The organism is Nonomuraea sp. NPDC003707 (assembly GCF_053587055.1).
Genome location: NZ_JBSFNK010000008.1, coordinates 394,921 through 416,702, shown reverse-complemented (window position 1 = coordinate 416,702; position 21,782 = coordinate 394,921). Strand labels below are relative to the sequence as shown.

Annotated in this window: 17 protein-coding genes; 9 read left to right on the top strand and 8 right to left on the bottom strand. The window is 72.7% G+C overall.

All coding sequences use genetic code 11. The features are described from left to right. Genes ACWDRB_RS23700 through ACWDRB_RS23690 form a run of 3 tightly spaced genes read left to right on the top strand, consistent with a single transcriptional unit; the run spans window position 1 to window position 6,255 of the window. Window positions 1-1,302, top strand: a complete 1,302-nt coding sequence (locus ACWDRB_RS23700) for a glycoside hydrolase 5 family protein (RefSeq protein WP_449896872.1) — start codon at window positions 1-3, stop codon at window positions 1,300-1,302. Then, window positions 1,289-3,586: a glycoside hydrolase family 3 N-terminal domain-containing protein gene (locus tag ACWDRB_RS23695; protein ID WP_449896870.1), complete on the top strand. Its 2,298-nt coding sequence runs from the start codon at window positions 1,289-1,291 to the stop codon at window positions 3,584-3,586. Before ACWDRB_RS23700 ends, ACWDRB_RS23695 begins: the two co-directional genes overlap by 14 nt. After that, window positions 3,586-6,255, top strand: a complete 2,670-nt coding sequence (locus tag ACWDRB_RS23690) for an endo-beta-N-acetylglucosaminidase (RefSeq protein WP_449896868.1) — start codon at window positions 3,586-3,588, stop codon at window positions 6,253-6,255. The genes ACWDRB_RS23695 and ACWDRB_RS23690 overlap by 1 nt, the downstream gene beginning before the upstream one ends. A 61-nt stretch (window positions 6,256-6,316) precedes the next feature. Here the strand turns inward: ACWDRB_RS23690 and ACWDRB_RS23685 are convergent, their stop codons facing one another. Continuing rightward, window positions 6,317-7,084, bottom strand: a complete 768-nt coding sequence (locus ACWDRB_RS23685; protein WP_449896866.1) for an aminoglycoside phosphotransferase family protein — start codon at window positions 7,082-7,084, stop codon at window positions 6,317-6,319. 69 nt (window positions 7,085-7,153) lie between these two features. On the opposite strand from ACWDRB_RS23685, the gene ACWDRB_RS23680 reads away from it, so the two are divergent. From ACWDRB_RS23680 to ACWDRB_RS23660, 5 genes are all read left to right on the top strand, one after another. Further along, window positions 7,154-7,996, top strand: coding sequence for a TIGR02569 family protein (locus ACWDRB_RS23680; protein WP_449896864.1), 843 nt, complete (start codon window positions 7,154-7,156; stop codon window positions 7,994-7,996). Window positions 7,997-8,105: 109 nt separating this feature from the next. After that, the gene (locus tag ACWDRB_RS23675) at window positions 8,106-9,353 is read left to right on the top strand and encodes an MFS transporter (protein WP_449896862.1); all 1,248 of its coding nucleotides are present in this window, start codon (window positions 8,106-8,108) and stop codon (window positions 9,351-9,353) included. Window positions 9,354-9,363: 10 nt separating this feature from the next. Then, entirely contained in the window at window positions 9,364-10,284 is a 921-nt protein-coding gene (locus ACWDRB_RS23670; RefSeq protein ID WP_449896860.1) for a hypothetical protein, read from the top strand. 142 nt (window positions 10,285-10,426) lie between these two features. Further along, entirely contained in the window at window positions 10,427-11,179 is a 753-nt protein-coding gene (locus ACWDRB_RS23665) for a maleylpyruvate isomerase family mycothiol-dependent enzyme (protein ID WP_449896858.1), read from the top strand. A 10-nt stretch (window positions 11,180-11,189) separates the two neighbouring features. Continuing rightward, window positions 11,190-12,077: a phosphotransferase family protein gene (locus tag ACWDRB_RS23660; protein WP_449896856.1), complete on the top strand. Its 888-nt coding sequence runs from the start codon at window positions 11,190-11,192 to the stop codon at window positions 12,075-12,077. 2 nt (window positions 12,078-12,079) lie between these two features. Here ACWDRB_RS23660 and ACWDRB_RS23655 read toward each other — a convergent pair whose 3' ends face one another. From ACWDRB_RS23655 to ACWDRB_RS23640, 4 genes are read right to left on the bottom strand one after another with little or no spacing between them, the layout of a single operon-like run. Further along, a complete protein-coding gene (locus tag ACWDRB_RS23655; RefSeq protein WP_449896854.1) occupies window positions 12,080-14,116 on the bottom strand; it encodes a glycoside hydrolase family 2 protein in 2,037 nt (678 codons plus the stop codon). Window positions 14,117-14,127: 11 nt separating this feature from the next. Continuing rightward, a complete protein-coding gene (locus ACWDRB_RS23650) occupies window positions 14,128-14,982 on the bottom strand; it encodes a carbohydrate ABC transporter permease (protein ID WP_449896852.1) in 855 nt (284 codons plus the stop codon). Continuing rightward, a complete protein-coding gene (locus tag ACWDRB_RS23645; protein WP_397372378.1) occupies window positions 14,979-15,845 on the bottom strand; it encodes a carbohydrate ABC transporter permease in 867 nt (288 codons plus the stop codon). The genes ACWDRB_RS23650 and ACWDRB_RS23645 overlap by 4 nt, the downstream gene beginning before the upstream one ends. Continuing rightward, a complete protein-coding gene (locus ACWDRB_RS23640) occupies window positions 15,842-17,197 on the bottom strand; it encodes an extracellular solute-binding protein (RefSeq protein WP_449896849.1) in 1,356 nt (451 codons plus the stop codon). Before ACWDRB_RS23640 ends, ACWDRB_RS23645 begins: the two co-directional genes overlap by 4 nt. Window positions 17,198-17,329: 132 nt before the next feature. Between ACWDRB_RS23640 and ACWDRB_RS23635 the strand changes: the two genes are divergently transcribed. Next, complete coding sequence (locus ACWDRB_RS23635; protein WP_363968468.1) at window positions 17,330-18,340, top strand: LacI family DNA-binding transcriptional regulator; 1,011 nt, start codon at window positions 17,330-17,332, stop codon at window positions 18,338-18,340. Between the two features lie 12 nt (window positions 18,341-18,352). Here ACWDRB_RS23635 and ACWDRB_RS23630 read toward each other — a convergent pair whose 3' ends face one another. The 3 genes from ACWDRB_RS23630 to ACWDRB_RS23620 are packed head-to-tail and all read right to left on the bottom strand — an operon-like array spanning window position 18,353 to window position 21,704. After that, window positions 18,353-19,159: an ATP-binding cassette domain-containing protein gene (locus tag ACWDRB_RS23630; RefSeq protein ID WP_449896847.1), complete on the bottom strand. Its 807-nt coding sequence runs from the start codon at window positions 19,157-19,159 to the stop codon at window positions 18,353-18,355. Continuing rightward, a complete protein-coding gene (locus ACWDRB_RS23625) occupies window positions 19,156-20,166 on the bottom strand; it encodes an ABC transporter ATP-binding protein (protein WP_449896845.1) in 1,011 nt (336 codons plus the stop codon). The genes ACWDRB_RS23630 and ACWDRB_RS23625 overlap by 4 nt, the downstream gene beginning before the upstream one ends. After that, the gene (locus ACWDRB_RS23620; RefSeq protein WP_449896843.1) at window positions 20,163-21,704 is read right to left on the bottom strand and encodes an ABC transporter substrate-binding protein; all 1,542 of its coding nucleotides are present in this window, start codon (window positions 21,702-21,704) and stop codon (window positions 20,163-20,165) included. Before ACWDRB_RS23620 ends, ACWDRB_RS23625 begins: the two co-directional genes overlap by 4 nt. Window positions 21,705-21,782 lie beyond the last annotated feature (78 nt).

Sequence of the window (21,782 nt, the reverse complement as noted above, 5' to 3'; positions counted from 1 at the left end):
ATGCTGAGATTCGGGGTCAACTACACGCCTTCCCAGGACTGGTTCTACTCCTGGCTGGATCCGGACTGGGCGGCCACCCGGCGGGACATGGAGGCCCTGGCCGGGCTGGGCCTGGACCACGTACGCGTGATGCCGTTGTGGCCCGTCCTGCAGCCGAACCGGACGCTGATCCGCCGCCGCGCCCTCGACGACGTCCGCCGCGTCGTGGAGATCGCCGGCGAGGCCGGCCTCGATGCGAGCGTGGACGTCCTGCAGGGGCATCTGTCCGGCTTCGACTTCGTGCCGAGCTGGCTGACGGACTGGCATCGGCGCAGCATGTTCACCGACCCCGACGCGATCGCCGCGCAGGCCGAGCTGGTGGAGGCGCTCGACGGGCACCTGTACGACCTGCCCAACTTCCTCGGCCTGACCCTGGGCAACGAGGTCAACCAGTTCACCTCCGCGCTGCATCCGAGCCCGATGCCGGCCACCGCCCGGCAGGTGACGGCCTGGCTGCGGGCGCTGCACGGCGATGGGCCGCGCGACCGCCGCCACTTCCGGCTCAACGCCGAGTACGACGCCGTCTGGTACGCCGACGACCACCCCTTCACCCCGGCGCACTCCAGCCGGCACGGCCAGATGAGCGTGATCCACTCGTGGATCTTCAACGGCACCGCCCAGGGCTATGGGGCGATGTCACACGAAAGCATCACCCATGCCGCGTACCTCATCGAGCTGTCACGCGCCTTCGCCCTCGACCCGGCGCGCCCGGTCTGGCTGCAGGAGGTCGGCGCGCCGCTCAACCACCTGACCGAGGACCAGGCGCCCGGCTTCTGCGAGGGGACCGTGCGGGCGGCGGCCGACAGCGACGCCCTGTGGGGCGTCACGTGGTGGTGCTCGCACGACGTGGAGCGCCGGCTGGCCGACTTCCCCGACCTGGAGCACAGCCTCGGCCTGATCGGGGCGGACGGCGCGGTCAAACCGATCGGCCGGCGCTTCGCCGACCTGGCCGCGGAGCTGCGGCACCGGCCGCGCCCGTCCCCGCGGACCGAGGCCGTCGTCGTCCCCGTCGGCGCCGACGACGTCCCCGTGTCCCGGGCGGAGCTCTCCCCCGGCGGCGGCGTCTTCGAGACCTGGATGGGCCGCGCCCGCGCCGGGGCCCGCCCCGGCCTGGTGACCTCCGCGACCGCGGGCGACCCGGCCGCGCTGCGCGCCCGCGGCATCGAACGGCTCGTCCACGCCGAGCCCACGGGCCGCACCTTCTACAGTTCGGTCGCCGACGACGAGGTCCTCGACCGGATGGCCGCCCATGCCGACCGCTGAGCCGGTCGAGCGGCTGCTCGCCAAGCTGTCCCCGCGCGAGAAGGTCGGCCAGCTCAACCAGCGCCTCTACGGCTGGCAGGCCGTCGAGCGGGCCCCTCGGGGCGGATTCCGGCTCACCGATCTCGCCCGCGCCGAGCTCGACCGGTGGGGCGGGCTCGGCGCGCTGTACGGGGTCTTCCGCGCCGACGCCTGGTCGGGCCGCACCTGGGCCGACGGGATCCGGCCGGAGGAGCGCGCCGAGGTCGCCGCCCTCGTCCAGGACGAGGTGGCGCGGGCCGGCGGCCACGGGATCGGGGTGCTGCTGTCGGAGGAGGCCCCGCACGGGCACCAGGCGCTCGGCGGGACGCTGCTGCCCACCAACCTCGCGGTGGCCGCCGGGTGGGATCCGAACCTGCTGGCCGAGGCCGCGGCCGCCGTCGCCGCCGAACTCGCCGCGAGCGGCGTGCACCTGGCCCTGGTGTCCGCGCTCGACCTGCTGCGGGACCCGCGCTGGGGCCGGGCGGAGGAGTGCTTCGGGGAGGATCCGCTGCTGGCCGCCGAGCTCACCCGGGCGCTGGTGATCGGCATGCAGGGCGCCGATCGCGGCGCGGTGGGCCGCGGCGGGGTCGCGATCGTGCTCAAGCACCTGGCCGCCCAGGGAGAGGCGGTCGGCGGGCGCAACGGCCAGTCCACCGTCATCGGCCCCCGCGACCTGCGCGAGCTGCATCTCCCGGCGGCGCGGGCCGCGGTGGAGGCCGGGGCGCTGGGGTTCATGGCGGCCTACAACGACATCGACGGGGTGCCGTGCTGCGCCAACCGCGACCTCCTGACCGGCTTCCTGCGGGACGAATGCGGATTCGACGGGATCGTCATGGCCGACGGGCTGGCCGTGGACCGGCTGACGGCGATGACGGGCGACCCGGCGGGCGCCGCCGTGGCCGCGCTGGAGGCCGGGGTGGACCTGTCGCTCTGGGACGAGTCCTTCTCGCAGCTGGAGGAGGCGGCCCTGGCGGACCCGCGGGTGGCCGAGCTGGTCGACGCCGCCTGCCGCCGGGTGCTCACCCTCAAGCACGACGCCGGCCTGCTCGGGGACACCGCGGGTGAGGCCGCCCCAGGTGCCGAACGCGAGGCGCTCACGCCGGCCGGGCACCGCGAGGCGCTCACTCTGGTCGAGCGCCGCGAGGCGCTCGCGCTGGCCGGGCGGGCCGCCGACGGCCTGTCCCGCCGCCTGGCCCGGCAGTCCCTGGTCCTGCTGCACAACGCCGGCGACCTCCTGCCCCTCGAACCTCGGTCACTGACCAAGGTCGTCCTCGCTGGCCCGAACGCCCGCGACGTCACCGCCCTGCTGGGCGACTACGTGCCGCCCCTGCCGCCGGGGTCGGCCGCCGGCCTGGACCTCGCCCTGCGGCAGGCCCTGCCGGACGCCGAGGTGGTGTGCCCGCCGGGTGTCCCCACGGCGGCCGACCTGAGCGGCGCCGACCTGGTGATCCTGGCGCTCGGCGGGACGAGCCACCGTACGTACGCCGAGGAGTTCGCGGCCAACGGGGCGGTCGCCGGCCAGGCGGCCACGGCGACCGCCGGGGAAGGCGTCGACCTGGCCGATCTCACCCTGCCCGGCGGCCAGGACGACCTGGTCGCCGCCGTCCGGGCGCGGGCCGGCTGCCCCGTGGTGGCCGTCGTCGTCGCCGGCCGGCCGCATGTGCTCACCGGCGTCCTGGCGCACACCGACGCGCTGCTGTGGGCCGGCTACCCCGGCCCGCACGGAGGCCACGCGATCGCCGACGCGCTGTTCGGCGGCTACGAGCCGGTCGGCCGCCTGCCGTTCACCGTGCCCGCCCATCCGGGCGCCGTGCCGGTCCGCCACAACGACCGGCACCCCGCCTGCGACGTCTACCAGGACGCGCCGGACCCGGTGCTCTTCCCCTTCGGCCACGGCCTGCGCTACCGGCCCGTGCTCCTCGACCGCCTCACCGCCGGGGCCGGCGCGGACACGGTCCGGGTGAGCGTCGAGGTCGCCAACCCGGGCGGCGCCGCGGCCGAGGTGGTCGTGCCGCTGTTCGGGCGCCGTACCGGAGGTCGGGTGCTGCCGCGCCTGCGCGAGCTGCTCGCCTTCCGCAGGGTGACCGTCCCAGCGGGCGGCCGTACCGCCGTCGTCTGGGACCTGCCCGCCGCGCGCTGCTTCGCCGAGGACGCGGCGGACCGGGCCCGTACCGACCTGTACGTCGCGGACCTGCACGAAACCATCTGCCCGGCCGTCCACTCCCCCGGACCGGCCGACCCCCTTCCCGACAGTGAGGAGTCGTGATGGCCCGATCACATCGCACCCGTAGATGGGCGGTGACGCGCGCCGGCACCGCCGCCCTGGCCGCGATGCTCGCCGTCGCGCTGACCGCCACCGGCGCCGCGGCAAGCGACACGCTGCCCTGGACCGGCGAGAGCGCAGTCGGCGCCAGTCAGCCCTACCAGCACGGCTACGCCGTCACCGACCTGCTGCGCTGGAACCCCGCCGACGACGCGGGCGCCGAATTACTGCGCGCCAAGGTGCCGCTCCAGCAGCGCAACGCCGCCAACGCCGCCACTCAGCGCAACCCGGCGCTGCCCGCCGGCACCCAGCTGCTGACCCTGGCCGGCGACTACGGCAACGCCTTCTTCGAGAGCCACCCCTACACCAACGAGTTCAGCCAGTACCTGTTCAACTACTGGCAGTACGCGGACTTCTACGGCTCCTGGCACGGCATGCCCACCCAGGGAGTCCCGGTGAACTACTACGACCCGGCCGCCGACTGGCGGGAGAAGTGGTTCGAGTTCGGGATGCTCAACCTGCCCAACCCCGGCTACACCAACGCCGCCCACGCGAACGGGGTGCGCTCGCTGGGCTGCATCTTCTTCTCCGACAACGACCGCGGCGACCAGACCTACTCCGAGCTGCTGGTCCGCGACGCCGCCGGCGGCTTCCCCGTGGCCGCCAAGCTGATCCAGGTCGCCAAGTTCTACGGCTTCGACGGCTACTTCATCAACCAGGAGGCGCGGGTCGCCCCGGCGGACATCCCGGTGTACAAGCAGTTCCTGAAGCAGCTGCGCGACGGCGGCATCTACGTGCAGTGGTACGACTCCATCGACAACTCCACGGGCGCCATCTCGTACCAGAACGAGTTCAACGCGGTGAACGGCCCGTTCGTGCGCGACCCGCGGCTCGGCGACGTGTCCGACTCCATCTTCCTCAACTACTGGTGGAACCGGACCAAGCTCACCAACTCCAAGAGCTACGCCGCCGGTCTCGGGCTGGACTCCCGCAAGAGCGTCTTCGCCGGGGTCGAGGCCGGGCAGTACCAGTTCAACCAGCCGTACAACCTCGAGGACAACCTCGACGCCGCAGGCGCGCCGATGAACGCCATCGCCACGCTCGGCGCCGACTTCGTCTCCTCCGACTACGCGAACAAGACCGACGACGCCGCGCAGCGGGACGTCTTCGATCGGGAGCGCCGCTGGTGGACCGGCTCCTCGGCCGGCGCCACCACCCCCGAGGGCACCTGGAAGGGGATCTCCAAGTACGTCGCCGAGCGTTCCGTCATCGGCGGCACCACGTTCGCCACCTCCTTCAACACCGGCCACGGACTGTCCACCTGGACCAAGGGCCGGCTGTCCAACCCGAAGGAGTGGGGCAACATCAACCTCCAGGACATCCCGGTGACCTGGCAGTGGTGGATCGACGCGGCCGGGACGCCGCTCAGCGCCGACTTCGACTACGGCCCCGCGTACACGCCGGCGAGCCGGTTCTCGTACCAGAAGATCGGCGCCTACAACGGCGGCAGCTCGCTCGTGCTCAGCGGCACGATCGACGGTGACAACACCGTACGGCTCTACAAGACGGACCTGCAGGTCGCCAAGGGCTCGACCCTCGACCTGACCTACACCAAGCCCTCGGCCAGCGACGATTCCGAGCTGCGGCTCGGGCTCGTGCTCGCCTCCGACCCCGGCAAGGTGGTCCAGCTGCCGCTGGCCGGCTCGGGCCGGCGCACCACGGGCTGGACCACGCGGTCGCTGGACCTGTCGGCGTACGCCGGCCAGCGCGTCGCGGCGCTCGGCCTGGTCGTCGCCGCCGGCGCCCGCCCGATCCAGGGATACCAGGTCAACCTCGGCGCGCTGGCCCTGCGCGACGGCAAGGACCGCACCCCCGCGGCGCCGCAGGACCTGCGCATCACCCAGATGCTGCCCGAGAGCGGCGAGCTGTTCCTGGCCTGGAAGAGCGCCGGGTACGACAAGGTGCGCCGCTACGACGTCTACCTCGACGACACCTACCTCGGCGGGATCTACGACGACGTCTACTACGTCAAGCGCTTCACGGCCACGTCGGGGACGATCAGGCTGGTGGCGGTCGGCCCGGACGGGTCCGAGAGCCCGGCCGCGACCACCTCGTTCGACCTGGCCACGGCGCCGGCCAAGGTGAAGGCGTCGGCCAGGCCGGACGGCACGCTGACCGCCTCCTGGACTCCCCCGGCGAACGGCCGGCCCGTCACGCTGAAGGTCCAGAGCCTCGACACGTCCCGCCCGTACAGCAAGGAGGTCGAGCTGCCCGGGACCGGCACGGGCACGACGCTGACCGGGGTGCCCGTCAACGGCGACGGCTACCTGCTCACCCTGCGGGCGGGGCCTGGCACGGCCACCGCGGTGCGCGGGAAGTTCGCCGACACCGAGATCGCGCCCTACCCGGCGTCGGCGGTGAAGATCAGCGGGAACACGTTCACCTTCTCCCGGCCGACGCTTCCGGACTGGCACACCCTGACCGTCCTTGAGAACGGCCAGGCGAAGTCGTTCGCGACGACGTACGGGGCGGGCGCCAAGCCGTACATCATCCGCGGCCGCACCACCCGGGCCGCCGAGACGGTGACCATGTCCAGCGCCGGTAGCAAGGTGGTCGCGGTGCTGGAGGACTACGCCGGCAACAAGGCCACGACGGTGCTGCGCGGCAACTGATCACCGGGGGCGCCGCGGGCTTTCGGCGGCGCCCCTCACCACTGCGGCTTTCTCGGCACCCCTACCGCAGCGCGGACAGCAGCAGCGCCCGGTGCCGCCGGACGAACGCGCGGTCGGCCGTGGCCCAGGCCACGGCCGCTTCCGCGTGGCGGCGGCGCGCCGGCGGGAGCGCGGGGTCGTCGAGGTTGGCCGTCTCGGCGTCGACGACGCGCGACTGCGCGCGCTCCATCCCGTCCAGGAGCCGCGCCGCTTCGACCGGGCCGTACCCGTCGCGCAGCTCGCGCACGTGCCCGACCTGCTCGACCGAGCCGTAGCCGTCGCGCAGCTCGCGCAGGTGCCCGGCCTGCTCGACCGGCGGCACCCGGCTCTGCGACAGGACGCACCAGGTCCACGCCATGTACCCAAGGTCCTCGAGCCGGTCGCCCGGACGGCAGGAGGACCAGTCGATGAAGGCCACCGGCAGGCCCTGCCGGAAGATGGTGTTGAACGGGCCGGGGTCGCCGTGGATCACGCACTCCCGCCCGGCGGCCAGGACGTGCCCGGCGGTCGCCTCGTGCAGCTCGCGCAGCATCCGCCCACCGGCCGCGTACGCGCCGGGCGCCCGCTGCGCGGGGTGGTCGGTGGTGGCGCCGGGAATGAAGCTCAGGATGTCCCGGCCCTGCTCGTCGATGCCGAGGTGGCGGGGCGCGTGGGGGTAGCCGGCGGACTCCAGCTGGGCCAGCACCCGCGCGGCGAACGCGGCCCCGGCGTCGCGGGCGCGGCGGACCGTGTCGCCGACCCGGACGACCTCCAGGGCGTTGTTCCCGCCGGTGAGAGGTTCCTCGGTCATGACGACCATGGTGCCTCCCGCCGGAAATCCGGGTGCTCGGCGGGCCGGCGATCCGGCACGATGGCCGCCATGACCTTGGGAACGGTGACGCAGCCACCGCCCGGCGTGCTGGCCGCCTTCGGGCTGACCGCACCCGTCCGCCCGCTCGCCGGCGGCCGGGGACGGACTTTCCGGGCCGGCGACGCGGTCGTGAAACCCGTGGACGGCGCGGAAGAGGCCGAATGGTCCGCGCGGGTGTTCGCGGGCCTGTCCCCCACGGCCGGTTTCCGGGTCCCCCGCCCGCTCCGCTCCCGCGACGGGGGCTACGTCGTCGAAGGGTGGACGGCCTCCGAGTTCCTGGACGGTCGGGAGGGGCCGGCCGGGAAGTGGGAGGCGCTGATCGCCGCCGGCAGGGCGTTCCATCGGGAGCTGCGGCACCTGCCGCGCCCGGCCCTGCTCGACCGGCGCGACGATCCCTGGGCGGCCGCTGATCGCATCGCCTGGGGCGAGGCACCTCCGCCTCCGCCGACCAACGCCGATGAACTGCTGGGCAGGCTGGGTGAGCTCGCGGGTCCCGTCACGGCTCCCAGCCAGCTCATTCACGGCGATCTGACCGGGAACGTGCTGTTCCATCCCGGACGGCCGCCCGTCGTGATCGACTTCTCGCCGTACTGGCGGCCGGTCGCGTACGCCGAGGCCGTCGTGGTCGCGGACGGGCTGCTCTACCACCGGGCGGACCCGGAGCTCATCGAGGCCGTCCTGCCCGGCCGCGAAGGGCTCCACCTGCTGGCGCGTGCGCTCATCTTCCGGCTGGCCACGACGGCCGTCTGGGCGGGCCGCGTTCCCGAGGACGAGCTGACCCGCTTCGCGGGCGTCACTCACCTCGCCGAGCAGGCCGCCGTGGCCGCCCTCGCCGCCCGGCGAACCCCGTAGCGGTGCCGGAAATTGAGCGGCGTGCCCCGGATCGGGAGGGATAGGGTTGCCCGCGTGATTTCCTCCCGGCTCGGCGCATACCGATCATCCCAGGCAGGCCCCGTGGGCGATGCGCGCTGACGCGCCGCCGGTGAGCCGGTCGCTGTGGCGCGACCGTGACTTCCTGATCTTCTGGTGTGCCCAGACGCTGTCCGTGGCGGGCGACTCGTTCGCGCTCATCGCGGTGCCCCTCCTCATCCTCGACGTCACCGGCTCCGTCGCCCAGATGGGGCTGCTCACCGGCGTGTCGGGGGCGGCGTCGGTGGCGGCCGGGGTGTTCGCAGGAGTGCTCGCCGACCGGTTCGACCGGCGGCGGCTGCTCATCGCCTGCGACGTCATCCGGCTCGTGCTGTACGTGACGATCCCGGTGGCCTGGGCGTTCGGCCGGCATGTCTGGCTCCTGTACGCGGTGCTGCCGCTGGCCGCCGCCGTGGGCATGGTCTTCCAGGTCACGTACGTGGCCGCGGTCCGCGGCCTGGCCGGCGGGAAGCGCGTCACCGAGGCCAACAGCATGCTGTACGCCACGGCCGCCGCGGCGGGCATCCTCGGCCCCACCCTGGCCGGGTTGGTGAGCGGCCACCTGGGCCCGACCGCCGCGATCGCCATCAACGCCGCCAGCTTCGGGCTGTCCGCGCTCGGCGTCCTGCTGACCCACCCCTCCCGCTACGCCGTCGAGACCGTCGAGCCGGTGGCGCCCGCGCCCGGCCGGCGGCCGTGGCGGGAACTGCTGGCCGGGGCGGAGTTCCTGCTCCGGCACCCGGTGCTGCGCACCCTGACCATCCTGCTGTCGTTCTTCATCTTCATGACGCTCGGGCTGACGGACATCGTCATCTACCGGCTCAAGCACGACCTCGGCCAGCCCGATTCCGTGGTGGGCGTCGTGCTGGGGGTCGGGGCGGTCGGCACGATGGCCGGTTCGGCGCTGGTGGCCCATATGCGGCGGATGCTCGGGTTCGGACCGTTGTGGATCGGGGCGCAGATCGTGTCGGGCCTGGCCATCCTCAGCCTCGGGCTCGCCGGGTCCGTGTGGGGCGTGGCCGCCATCATGGCCCTCTATCTGGCGTGCGTGAGCCTGGCCGGGATCAACTCCATGTCGCTGCGGCAGCAGGTGACGCCCGCTCACCTGCTGGGCCGGGTGACATCGGCGTTCTGGACGATCCACTTCTCGCTCGGGCCTGTGGGCGCGGCCGCGCTCGGCTGGGGCGCCGCGCACTACGGCGCGACGACGGTGTTCGTCGTCGCGGGGGCCTCCTGCCTGCTGCTGGCGCTGATCGCGCTGGCCACCCCGGTACGCCAGCGCCACCCCGAGAAGGTATGAGGTCACGCCCATGACGAAGGACGACACCGCCGGCATCGCGACATGGCTGTGGCGCGAGGTGGATCCCGGCGACTGGTCCGGCGCGGCGCTGCGACCGGCGGCCGAGGGGCACGGCCGGCTGGTGCCGGTGGCGGAGCACGAGCGGCGGTACGCGGGCGACCGTGAATATCGCGGCCTGACCGTCCCCCTCTCCTTGGAGGGCGCACCGGCCACAGCGTTCCGGCAGCACGCCGAGGCGGTGGAGGCCGCGATCGGCCCGGCCGACAGCGTGGGCAGCCACGGCCCGACCGGCCCCTGGTACGACCCGTCGCCGGAATGGGGAGCCCCTTTCCAGCGCTGGCGGCGACCCGGCGCCGAATCGCTGGAGCTACGTGCCATCGCGACCGGCGCGGAGCTCTCCCTGCAGCCGACAGAGCCCTATGAGGAGTGGCGACAGGCCACGTTCGAGTGGGGCGAGCCGTCGCAGTCGCCGGGTGGATTCGTCATCGAGTATCTGACCCCCGCCAACGAGGGGCTGAGCACGCCGGGCGGCTGGCGGGTGCCCCGGTGGGCGGCGCTGCCGCCCCTGCTGGGGGCGTTCCTGCGCACGCTGCCCGCCGAGACCGGCGCGATCGGCAGGAACGTGAGCGTCACCCTGTTCGCGGGAACCCGCTCCGTCCTCGCCATCCGCTCCGCCGAACGGCTCACCGTCGAGGGCTGGTTCAAGCACTTCTCACCGGGCGCAGAGCAGGGCTGGTCGCAGCGGGTCGAGCGGACCGTGCGCTCCTGGACGCTCGACGCGGGCGGCCCCGGCGAGGTGGACGGCGAACGGCTGGCGCGGCACCTCGCCGACGTCCTCAAGGCGGAGAAGGTGTCCTCCCCGGCGAGGCTGAACAAGCACGTGCGCGGCCCGGAGGACGCCCACACGGTGCTGCTCGGCCTCGGCTTCTGACTCGCGGGTGGCGTGCAAGTGCGCGGCCGTATCGAGCGCGAACGCGGCGCTGCATCCGGCCCATGTCGGGCCGATCCGCGAGGCGGGCGGCGCGCCGGAAGGCGATTGCTGAGGCCGCCTGATCACCCCTAGGGTGGCGGACATGTCCCTGTTGACCTACGACCGGATGCGGGCCGAGATCGCCGGGCAGACCGAGCTGCTGCGATCGCTGATCAAGAACGCGGACATGAAGGCGCCCGTGCCCACCTGCCCTGGATGGTCTCTGGGGCAGTTGCTGCGGCACGTCGGCGAAGCCCATCGCTGGATGGGGACGGTCGTGGCGTCGCGGTCCGTGGAGCCGGTCTCCGACGAGCGGATCAACGACCTCGACGCGTACACGGACGAGGTGGCGGCCGAGCTCGATCCCTGGCTCGGGGAGGGCGCGGAGCGGCTGGTGGAGGTGTTGCACGGGGCCGAGGGGCCCGTGTGGACGCCGCAGGGGCTGGACACGCCGGCGTTCTGGGCGCGGCGGGCGCTGTTCGAGACCGTGCTGCACCGGGCCGACGCCGCGCTCGCCCTGGGCAACGGCTTCGCGGTCGACGACGAGGTCGCCGTCGAAGGGCTGGAGGAGTGGCTGGGGTTCAGCTGCGTGCCGGAGGCCTACGAGGGGCACGGGCTGCTCGGCCCGGGACGGGCGCTGAGCTTCAACGGCGAGTGGCTGGTCGACCTCGGCGGGGACGCGCCCGTCTGGAGGCGCGGGCAGGGGGACGCCTCGGTGACGGTTCGCGGGCCGGTGAGTGAGCTGCTCCTGTTCGTCTACCGGCGTCCCGCGCCGAAGGTCGGGGTCTCCGGGGATGCGGCGCTGCTCGGGCGGTGGCTGGAGCGGTCCGGGTTCTGGCTGGAGGAGGACGGCTGAGTCCGGCCCCATGAGCAGGCCCAGCCTGGACGAGCGTCTGGCCGCCCTCGGGATCAACGGCCTCGAACCGCTGGGGCGGGGCCTGGAGTTCTCCGTCTTCCGCGGCCGGCCGGGCGACGGCGGGCCGCCGGTCGCCGTCCGCGTCGGCGAGCGCCGCTTCGACTCCAACGCCAACGACCCTCGGGTCGACACCCGCGCCCTGCTGCGCCAGGAGTACCGGCTCACCCGCCTGCTGGGCGACCACGGGCTGCCCGTGCCCGAGCCGGTCGCCCTCGTCCTCGCCGAGACCCCGGACGAGCCGGACCTCCTGATCAGCCGCTACGTGGAGGACGACGGTTCGGAGCTGGACTGCTTCCGGCTCGGCGAGCTCCTGGCGCGCCTCCACGCGGTCCCGCTGCCCGGACCGCGACCCGTCGCCGCCGAACACCTGACGGCATCCCGGCTCGTGGTCGGCAGGATCCTGCGCCGCTGGCGGGAGATCGCCCGCCTCAGGGACGGCTGGCCGCCGCCGCCCGCCCCCGGACGGCTGCTCCCGATCGCCGCGCCGCTCAGCCGCGGCGCGCTGCTCCACCTGGACGTCCGCAGGGCGAACGTCCGCTGCCACCAGGGCCGGGTACGCGCCCTCCTCGACTGGTCGAACGCCCTGCACGCCCACCCCGCCCTGGAGTTCGGGCGCCTGGGAGAGTTCGCCAGGCTCCCGGAGAACCAGCTCGACCTCGAGGCGTTGCGCGCCGGCTACGCGCGCCACGCCGAGCCCCCGCCCGACGCCGGGCCGCTCGCGCTGCTGTGCCGGCTGGACGCGGCGGTGATGCTCGCCCTCGTCTTCCTCTCCGAGTCACCCGACCCCGCCCGCGCGGACACCGCCGTGGAACGGGTTCTCGAGCTGGCCGCGGCGTGAGGTCAGGCGGCCGGGTCGTCCCCGATGACCGGGGCGGTGCAGGTGTCCACGTCCACGGCCGAGCGGGCGACGATCTCGCCGTCGCTGACCAGGGCGATGTGCAGCCGGCCGCTCGTCCAGCCGTCCGGCAACGCGGCGCCGACCTCGGCGGGGCCGCTGAGCAGGAACGGCTTGGCCTCGATCCAGGAGCCCGCAGCGCCGAAGGCGTCAGGGGCGGGGCCGAACACCGGGGTCCAGGCGGTGTGCAGGTGGCCGTTGACCGGCTCGCTCCCGTGGTGCGAGACGCGGACGGGCACGGTGACCTCGCGCGACTCGCTCAGCAGGTCGCGGCCGGGCGCGACGGGGACGACGTCCAGCACGAGCGTGGTGGTGGCGTTCACGTCGGCGGGGTGCACGCCGGCCAGGTCCTTGGCGCGGCGTTCGAAGTCCAGCAGGCCCGCGGACTCGTGCTCGACGTCGTACAGCTCGGTGTAGACGTAGCCGGCCAGGCGGTCGTGGCGGCGCAGCTCCTGGGTCTGCCAGCGCAGGTGCCAGGCCCGCTCGACGCAGGTGAAGCCGCCGCCGTACTCGCTGTTGAGGTTGGGCAGGCCGCGCAGCGGCTGTGACGGGGATCCGGCCAGCTTCTTGCGCACGACGTAGTCGGGGCCGAGCCGGACGGGGAAGTCGTCCTGCTCGCCGTCCATCAGCGCGGCCACCGTTCGGCCCCAGGAGGCGGCGGACTCGTCGTAGTAGTGCCAGTCGAGCAGGTCCGTCTTCACGTGGGTCCAGCCGGAGTTGTCCACGGCCGGCCTGCTCGGGTCGAGGGCCTTGAGCAGTTCGTACGCCCGCGCCGCCGCCTGCTGCCTGGCCTCATCGCCCGGGATGTCCCAGTCCAGGCCCCATTCCTCGTTGTACAGGCCCCAGATGACGATCGCGGGCGAGTCGCCGTCGCGCTCCACCATCGGCGCGATCTGCTCCTCGAACGCGCTCACCGACTCCGCCGAGAAGCGGCCGGTCGAGGCGGGCTCGGCCCACACCAGCATGCCGAGGACGTCGGCGTGGTGGACGAAGCGGGGGTCCTCCAGCTTGAGGTGCTTGCGTACCAGGTTGTAGCCCGCCGCGGCGGCCAGCTCGATGTCGCGGCGGAGCGCGGCGTCGTCGGGGGCGGTGATGCCGGTGCGGGGCCAGTAGCCCTGGTCGAGCACGCCGCGCACGAACAGGCGGCGGCCGTTGAGATACAGGTCCTCGCCGATCACCTCGACGCGGCGCAGCCCGGTGTAGGCGGCGACCTCGTCGGTGCCGTCGGCCGAGGTCAGGCGGGCGTCCACGTGGTAGAGGTGCGGGTCGTCCGGGGACCAGAGCCGGGGCCCGGCGACGGGGAGCACCGCCCGTGCCGCGCCCTCCACGACCGGGACCTCCACTGTCGTGTCCGTCCCGCGCAGGGTCAGGCGCAGCACGGACTCCGACGGCCCCGCCACCCGGGCCTGCACCTCGATGGCGTCCAGCCCGGCCGAGGGGCGCAGCTTCAGCCCGGCCAGGTGCGTGGCGGGCCGGGCCTCCAGCCAGACGCTCTGCCAGATCCCGGACGACGGGGTGAAGCAGACGCCGTCGTAGTCGTCGCGCGGGATGCTGCGCTGCTTGCCGTGCGCGAGCTCCCGCTTGTCCAGCGGCGCGCAGACCCGTACCACGACCTCCTGCGGGCCGTCGCCGCGCAGCGCGTCGGTGATGTCGGCCTCGAACGGCGTGTAGCCGCCCCGGTGCGTGACCACCTCGACGTCGTTGACCCAGACGGTGGCCTCGTGGTGCACGGCCCCGAAGTGCAGCACGACCCGCTGACCCGCCCACCCGGCGGGGACGGTGACCGGGCGGCGGTACCAGGCCACCGGCAGCCAGTGGGCCTCGATGCCCGACGCGGGGGTCTCCCAGGCGAAGGGCACGGTGATGGTCCTGTTCCAGCCGGGCTCGGTGTCGGCCCGGAAGTCCCACTCGCCGTTCAGGCTCGACCAGGAGTGCGACCGGTCGAAGTGGGGGCGGGGGTATTCCATGATGCTCTCTTCCATAAGGGTGAGGGTCAGCCCTTGACGCTGCCCGCGAGGATGCCGTTGATGAAGTGGCGCTGCAGCAGGACGAAGATCACCAGCAGCGGCAGCATGGCGATGCTGCCCGCGGCGAGCAGCTCGCCCCACACGGTGGCGAAGTCGGCGCCGATCCGGTTGCCGGTGACGTTCTGCGCGAGGGTGGACAGGACCACCTGGAGGGTCTGGTGCGAGGTGTCGTTGACGGCGACGACCGGCCAGACGAAGTCGTTGTAGACGTTCATGGTGGTCAGGACCGCGAGCGCGGCCAGCCCGGGACGGATCACGGGCAGCACGACCTTGGCGAAGATGCCGAACTCCCCCGCGCCGTCCACCCGGCCCGCGTCGATGAGCTCGTCCGGGATGGCGGCGATGGTCTGCCGCATCCAGAAGATGCTGAACGCGTCGATGCTGCCCGGCAGGATGAGCGCCTGGTACGTGTTCACCCAGCCGAGCGCGCTCATCTCCAGCAGCAGCGGGATGATCAGCACGAGCGTCGGCAGCATCAGCGTCAGCAGCACGACGCCGAACAGCAGGTTCTTGCCCGGGAAGGCGTACTTGGCGAAGGCGTATCCGGCCAGCGGGCAGAAGACCATCGTCATGGCGCCCCTGACCACCAGCACCAGCGCCGTGTTCGCGAACCCGGTGCCGATCGGCACGTCGGCGAACATGGCCCGGTAGTTGTCGAGCGTCAGCGCGCCGACCGACGTGCTGATCGACAGGGGGTCGGCGATGATGTCGGCCGCCGGCTTGAGCGAGGAGCTGACCGCCCACCAGATCGGGTACAGGAACACGATCGCGAGCAGCGCCAAGAGCGCGTACTGCAGGGGTCCGGGGCGGGTCTGGTTCATGACACCTCGTCTTTCGGCCGCAGCAGCCTGACCGACACCAGCGACAGGCCGAAGACCAGCAGGACCAGCAGGAACGAGTTCGCGGCGCCGGTGCCCAGGTCGGAGGCGGTGATGTGGTCGTACAGGTAGAGGCCCGCGGTGGTGGTGGAGCCGTACGGGCCGCCCTCGGTGACCACGAACGGCTCGGCGAACATCTGGAAGACGGCCAGGGTCTGCACGACCACCAGGAACGCCATACTCCGCCGCACCAGCGGGACGGTGATCGACCAGAACTGGCGCCACCGGGAGGCGCCGTCGAGGGCGGCGGCCTCGTACACGCCGCCGGGGACGGCCTGGAGGCCGGCGAGCAGGATGATGATCGCGAACCCGGTGGTCTTCCACAGGAACAGCAGCGCCAGCGTCGGCTTGGACCACGCCGTGGACGTCAGCCAGCCCACGTCGGGCAGGCCCACCAGGTTGAGCAGGTGGTTGACCAGGCCGTAGTCCTGGTCGAACACCACGATCCAGACCTGCGCCATGGCGACCAGCGGGGTCACGAACGGCGCGATGAACGCCACCCGGAACAGCCCGCGCAGCCGCAGCTTGGCGTTGGCCAGCAGCACCGCGCCGCCCAGCCCGGCCACGACCTGGATCGGCACGATCAGCAGCCACATGACGGCGCTGTTGCCGAGCGAGGCCCAGAAGTCCGGGCTGGTCAGCAGGTAGAGGTAGTTGTCCGCGCCGACCCAGTGGGCCGCGCCCGCGCCGCGCCAGCGCATGAAGCTGAGCTGGAGCGCGTAGATCAGCGGATAGATCCCGAACGCGGCGAAGACGAGGAAGAACGGGGCGATGAACAGGTACGGCGACAGCCGCGTGGCCCTCATGAGCGGTCGATCAGGTTGCGCTGGATCTTCTCGGCCGACTCCGTGATCACCTGGTCGGGCGACATCTTGCCCTCGATCAGGCGTTGCACGTTGTTGCCGAGGTAGTCCACCGACTGGGCCCACCACCAGGGGATGGGCGCGGCGGCCGGGATGGTGCCCGCGGCCTCGACGGCGACCTTCCACAGGTCCTGGCCGCCGAGCGCCTCGATGGGCTTGAACAGCGGCTTGGCCGGGTCGAGCGCGGGGGTGAAGCTGGGGATCGAGGTGGACAGGCCGCCCGGGTAGACGGCGTTGGGGCCGTACACGGCGGTGTAGCCGGGCTCCTTGAAGCACAGGAACTCGTACAGCAGCCAGGCCAGCTCGGGGTTCTTGGCCTTGGCGGGGATGACGAAGCTGCTGCCGCCCATGGCGCCGCTGCGGGCGCCGCCCGGCGTCCAGGCCGGCAGCGGCGCGGCCCGCCACTTGCCCTTGGTGGCCTTGAGCAACTGCTGCGGCGCGAACGACCACCAGATGGCCCACGGCACGAACACCTGCTGCCCGCTGTCGAGGGTGTTGACGTCGGCGGGCTCCAGGTAGGGGGCGTGGGTGACCAGGCCGTCCTTGACCGCGCTGTCGATCCAGCCGAAGATCCGCCGGTACTCGGCGGAGTCCAGCCGCAGCTTGCCCCCGGCGTCGGTGAGGCTGGTGCCCTGCTGGTTGGCCAGCATCTCCAGCCAGAGCTGGCTGAGGAACGGGGTCTTCTCCAGGTGGATCGGCCTGGTCCTGGGGTCCTTCTCCTTGACCGTCCGGGCGGCGGCGAGCAGGCCGTCGTACGTGGCCAGGCCCGCCGGATCCACTCCGGCGCTCTCCAGCACGTCCTCGCGGTACCAGAGCAGGCCGGGGTCCAGGTCCCACGGGACGCCGTAGATCTTGCCGTCCACGGTGTTCACGGACAGCTTGTACGGCGAGGTCCGGTCCCGGTACGGCGCGATGAGGTCGGTCAGGTCGTACAGGTGCTCGGCCTGCCCGCCGATCTTGGCGTCGTCCCAGAAGCTGCCGTCGGGCACGTCGGTGCCGCTGATGAGGGTGTTGGCCAGCTTCGCGTCGATGTCCACGGCCTGGTGGTTCACCTTGACGTTCGGGTACGCCTCGCGGAACTTGCCGATGGCCGCGTCGAACACCTTGAACAGGTCGCCCGACCGGTTCCAGACGGTGATCTCACCCTTGACCGACGACGCCGACGCGGCGGGCGCGGCCAGCTTGCTCGGCTGCGCGCTCGGGCCGCCCGGCGCGCACGCCGCCAGCGAACCGGCGGCGGCGATGCCCAGGGCGCCCTTGAGGAAACCGCGCCGGTCTATGAGGGGTGTGGACATTCTCTGACTCCTCGGCCTGGGCTCATGTTGGGGCTCTGCAACGATGCAGACATAATGCATACTTGTCTGCAACGATGCAAGAGCGGGTTTAGGATCTTCCCAAGAGAGAGCCTTCGGGAGTATAGGAGACGCATGGCCGGTCCAACGCTTCGCGATGTCGCCAAACGGGCGAATGTATCGATTCGCACCGTGTCCAACGTGGTCAACGGGTATGCGCCGGTGTCAGACGAGCTGCGCGCCCGGGTGCAGGCCGTGCTGGACGAGCTCGACTACCGTCCCAACCTCATCGCGCGCAATCTCAAGCAGGGGCGCACCGGGATGATCGCCCTGGTGGTGCCCGAGCTGGACGTGCCGTACTTCGCCGAGCTGGCGCGCGAGGTGATCACGGCGGCCCGCGCCCGCGGCTACGTGGTGATGGTCGACCAGACCGACGGCGACGGCGACCGGGAGCGCGAGCTGCTCGGGCGGGACTCGCGGGCCACGATGTTCGACGGGCTGCTGCTCAGCCCGCTGACGATCTCCGCCGAGGAGCTGCGCGGGCGCGCCAACCGGATCCCGATCGTGCTGCTCGGCGAGCACATCTTCAACGGCAGCTTCCACCACGTGGCCATCGACAACGTCGCCGCCGCCCGCGAGGCCACCACCCATCTGCTGGACCTGGGCCGCCGCCGGGTGGCCGCCATCGGCGACCAGCCGTACGCGACCGGCGAGACCGCCCAACTCCGCACCGCCGGCTACCGCCAGGCGCATGCCCGCGCGGGCCTGGAGGTGGATGAGCGGCTCGTCGTCTCCACCCCGCACTTCCACCGGCGGCTGGGCGCCGAGGCCATGGAGCACCTGCTCGCCCTGCCCGAGCCGCCCGACGCGGTGTTCTGCTACAACGACCTGCTCGCCCTGGGTGCGATCAGGGCGCTGACCAGGGCCGGTCGCCGCGTCCCCGACGACGTGGCCGTGGTCGGCCTGGACGACATCGAGGAGGGCCAGTACAGCACGCCCAGCCTGACCACGATCGCCCCGGACAAGGGGGAGATCGCGCGCCGGGCGGTGAACACGCTGATGGACACGATCAACGGCTCGGCCGCCGCGCCCGCCGAGATCATCGTGCCGCACCGGCTGATCGTCAGGGAGAGCACCGCCGGCTGACCCCGGGGCGCTCTAGCCGGACAGTTCGAGAGCGGCATCGAGCAGGCTGCGGGTGTACTCGTGCCGGGGCGCCCCCAGCACCTCCGTCGCCCGCCCTTCCTCCACCACCACACCCTGGCGCATGACGGCGATCCGGTCGGCGATCTGGTGCACCACGCCGAGGTCGTGGGAGATGAAGAGCATGGCCAGATGGTGGCGCTCGCGCAGGTCGACCAGCAGCCGGAGGATCTGCGCCTGGACCGACACGTCCAGGGCGGACACCGCCTCGTCGCACACCAGCAGCCGGGGCCGGACCGCGAGCGCGCGGGCGATGCTGACCCGCTGGCACTGCCCGCCGGACAGCTCGGCCGCCCGCTGCCCGGCGACGCTCGCGTCGAGTCCGACGTCGTCGAGCAGGCGGTGCAGCGCGGCGGTGCGGTCGCCGGACGGGGCCGAACTCGGATGGGTGCGCCACGCCTCGTCGATGATCGCGGCGACGGTCATGCGCGGGCTGAGCGACGACCGCGGGTCCTGGAAGACCATCTGCGCGGCGCGCTGCTGCGCCGTCGTCCGCCGCCCGACCGGCCCCAGGGGCACGCCGTCGAGCAGGACGGCGCCGGAGTCGGGCCGTACGAGGCCGACGATCGCGCGGGCCACCGTGGTCTTGCCCGACCCCGATTCCCCGACCACCCCCACGATCTCGTCGGGGGCCACGGTGAGGCTCACGCCGTCGACCGCGACGAAGTCCCCGGACCGGCGGGCGGCGCGCGACCGGAACCACGCGGTACGCCGGCCGAAGCTGACCCGCAGGTCCCGCACCTCGAGCAGATCGACGCTCATCGCTGCAGCAGCTCCTCGGCGAAGTGGCACGCGGCCCACCGGCCGGGCGCGACGGTTCTGGTCTCCGGCTCCTCGGTGCAGCACCGCTCGCGCGCCAGCGGGCACCGAGGGTGGAAGGCGCACCCCGGCGGCCGGTTCGCCGGGGTGGCCGGCGTGCCCGGCAGCGGGTGGGCCAGCGCGGTACGGGTCCGCACCGCGGGCACGCTGTCGACCAGCGCGCGGGTGTACGGGTGAGCCGGGCCTGCCAGCACCGCCTCGGTCGGGCCGCGCTCGGCGACCCGGCCCGCGTACATGACGACGACCTGGTGCGCGACGTGCGCCACCACCCGCAGGTCGTGGCTGACGAGGAGCATCGCCAGTCCCTCGTCCTGCTGGATGGAGCGCAGCAGGCGCAGGATGCGCGCCTGGACGGTCACGTCCAGCGCCGTGGTGGGCTCGTCGGCGAGCAGCAGCGCCGGGCTGCCCGCCAGCGCGAGGGCGATCATGGCCCGTTGCCGCATCCCGCCGGAGAACTCGTGCGGGTAGCTGCGCATCCTGCTGTCCGGCTCGGGGATCCCCGCCCGCTCGAGCAGTTCGAGCACCCGTCGGCGCACCTGGTCGCGGGGGCGGCCGGCGCGGCGGAGTATCTCGCCCACCTGGCGGGCGATCGTCTGGGTCGGGTTGAGCGCGGCCAGCGGGTCCTGGAAGATCATCGCGATCTCGTGGCCCCGCAGCCGGCGCCGGCGGGCGGGGCTCGTCTTCAGGAGGTCCTCGCCCCGCCAGCGCAGCTCCCCGCCGGTCGCCGCCCCCTCCGGGAGCAGGCCGATGACGGCGTTCGCGGTCATCGTCTTGCCACTGCCCGACTCGCCGATGAGCCCGACCGTCGTCGCCGGCGGGATGTCGAACGTCACCCGGTCGACGACGCGGACCGGGCCGCGGGCGCCGGGCAGGTCGACGACCAGCCCGGCCACCTCGAGCAGCCCGTCCACCTCGACCGGCGTCTCGACCGGGGTCCGCACGCCGCTCATGAGCTGCTGACCCGCACGCCGGCGAAGTCCGGCAGCCCGTTCGGGTCCGGGGTGACGCCGGTGACGCGGTGGTTCCAGGCGTAGGCGTACTTGACCGCCATCGGGAACATGCCGACCGCGTCCTGCCAGATGATCTTGCTGGCCTCGCCGTACAGCTTGACCCGCTCGTCGCTGTCCGAGCTCGCCCCGGCGGCGGCGAGCAGCTTGTCGAGCTCGGGGTTGCAGTAGCCGTTGCGCTTGGCCGCGCAGGGGTAGAGCCGGCCGAGCGTGTTGGCCGCGTCGAACGTGGGGTTCGACAGCTGCTGGAAGTTGACGTCCCAGTTCAGGGCGAGCAGGTCCTTGGTGAACACCGCCTGCTCCTTCTCCAGCAGGTCCACCTGGACGCCGATCTTCTGCAGGTCGGAGACGATCGCCTGGTTGAACGGCCGGAACTCGGCGTTGGCGAACTGCAGCCGCAGCTTGGTGGAGAAGTCGAATTTCGCGTCGGTCAGCGCGGCCTTCGCCGCGGCCGGGTCGTAGCGGACTGGCTCCTGGGGGGCGTAGCCGAGCGTGACGGGCGAGACCGGGGCGTCGGCCAGGGTGCCCGTCTGCGGATAGAGCCGCTTGATGATGGTGGCGAAGTCGACCGCCTGCCACAGCGCCCGCCGCACCTTGGCGTCCTTCAGCGCGGGCGTGGAGGAGTTGAACCACATGGTGAACACGGCGGTGCTCGGCACCGTCTCGACCTTGAGGGTGGAGTCGCGCTGCAGCTCCGCGAGCTGGTCGTCGGGGATGCCCCAGGCGAGGTCCACCTCACCGGTCCGCAGCGCGGTCAGCCGGGCCGCGAGCTCGGGCATCTTGCGGATGGTCACCCGCTTGACCTGGGGCGCGCCGCCGTAGTGGTCAGGGTTCGGCACCAGCACGAGCGTGCCGGACGGGTCGAACTTCTCCACCTTGAACGGCCCCGACCCGACCGGGTGCTGGAAGAACGCCGGGTTCTCGCCGGTCAGGCTGCCGGGCAGCACGTAGAAGATGGCGAGCTTGTACGGGACCGCCGCGTCCGGTTTCGGCGCCTTCAGCACGACCTCGGTGGGCGACGAGGCGGTCATCGTGTAACCGACGAAGTTGGCCGCGTTGGTGCTCTTGAGATCCATCATCCGCTTGAACGAGGCCACGACGTCGTCCGCGGTGACGGGCTTGCCGTCGCTGAACTTCACGCCCTGGCGCATCGTGAACGTCCACTGCGAGGCGGAGCCGTCGGGCTTCCACGCGGTGGCGAGGTCGCCCTCCAGGGTGCCGTCCGGGCGGGGCCGTACCAGCCGGCTGAAGATCGCCTTGGAGGCCAGCTGTGTGCCGGTGGCGCTGCCGCCCGTGGGGCTGGCCGGATCGAGACTATCGATCGCGTAGGTGCCGGCGACGGTGATCTCGCCGCCGGTGCCACCGCCGCCGCCCGTGCCGCCGCCGGTGGCGGCGCTGCAGCCGCCGAGCACGAGGGTCGCGGCGGCGATGAGGGCCAGTGCCGCGAGCCGCGGCCTACCTGAGGCAAGGGGTCTGGTCATGGACGTCTTCCCGCCTTCCGGGGATGGTTCTTCGGGGGGTGCTCGTGATGGAAGGGGTTATGTGCCTGCCGGACGACG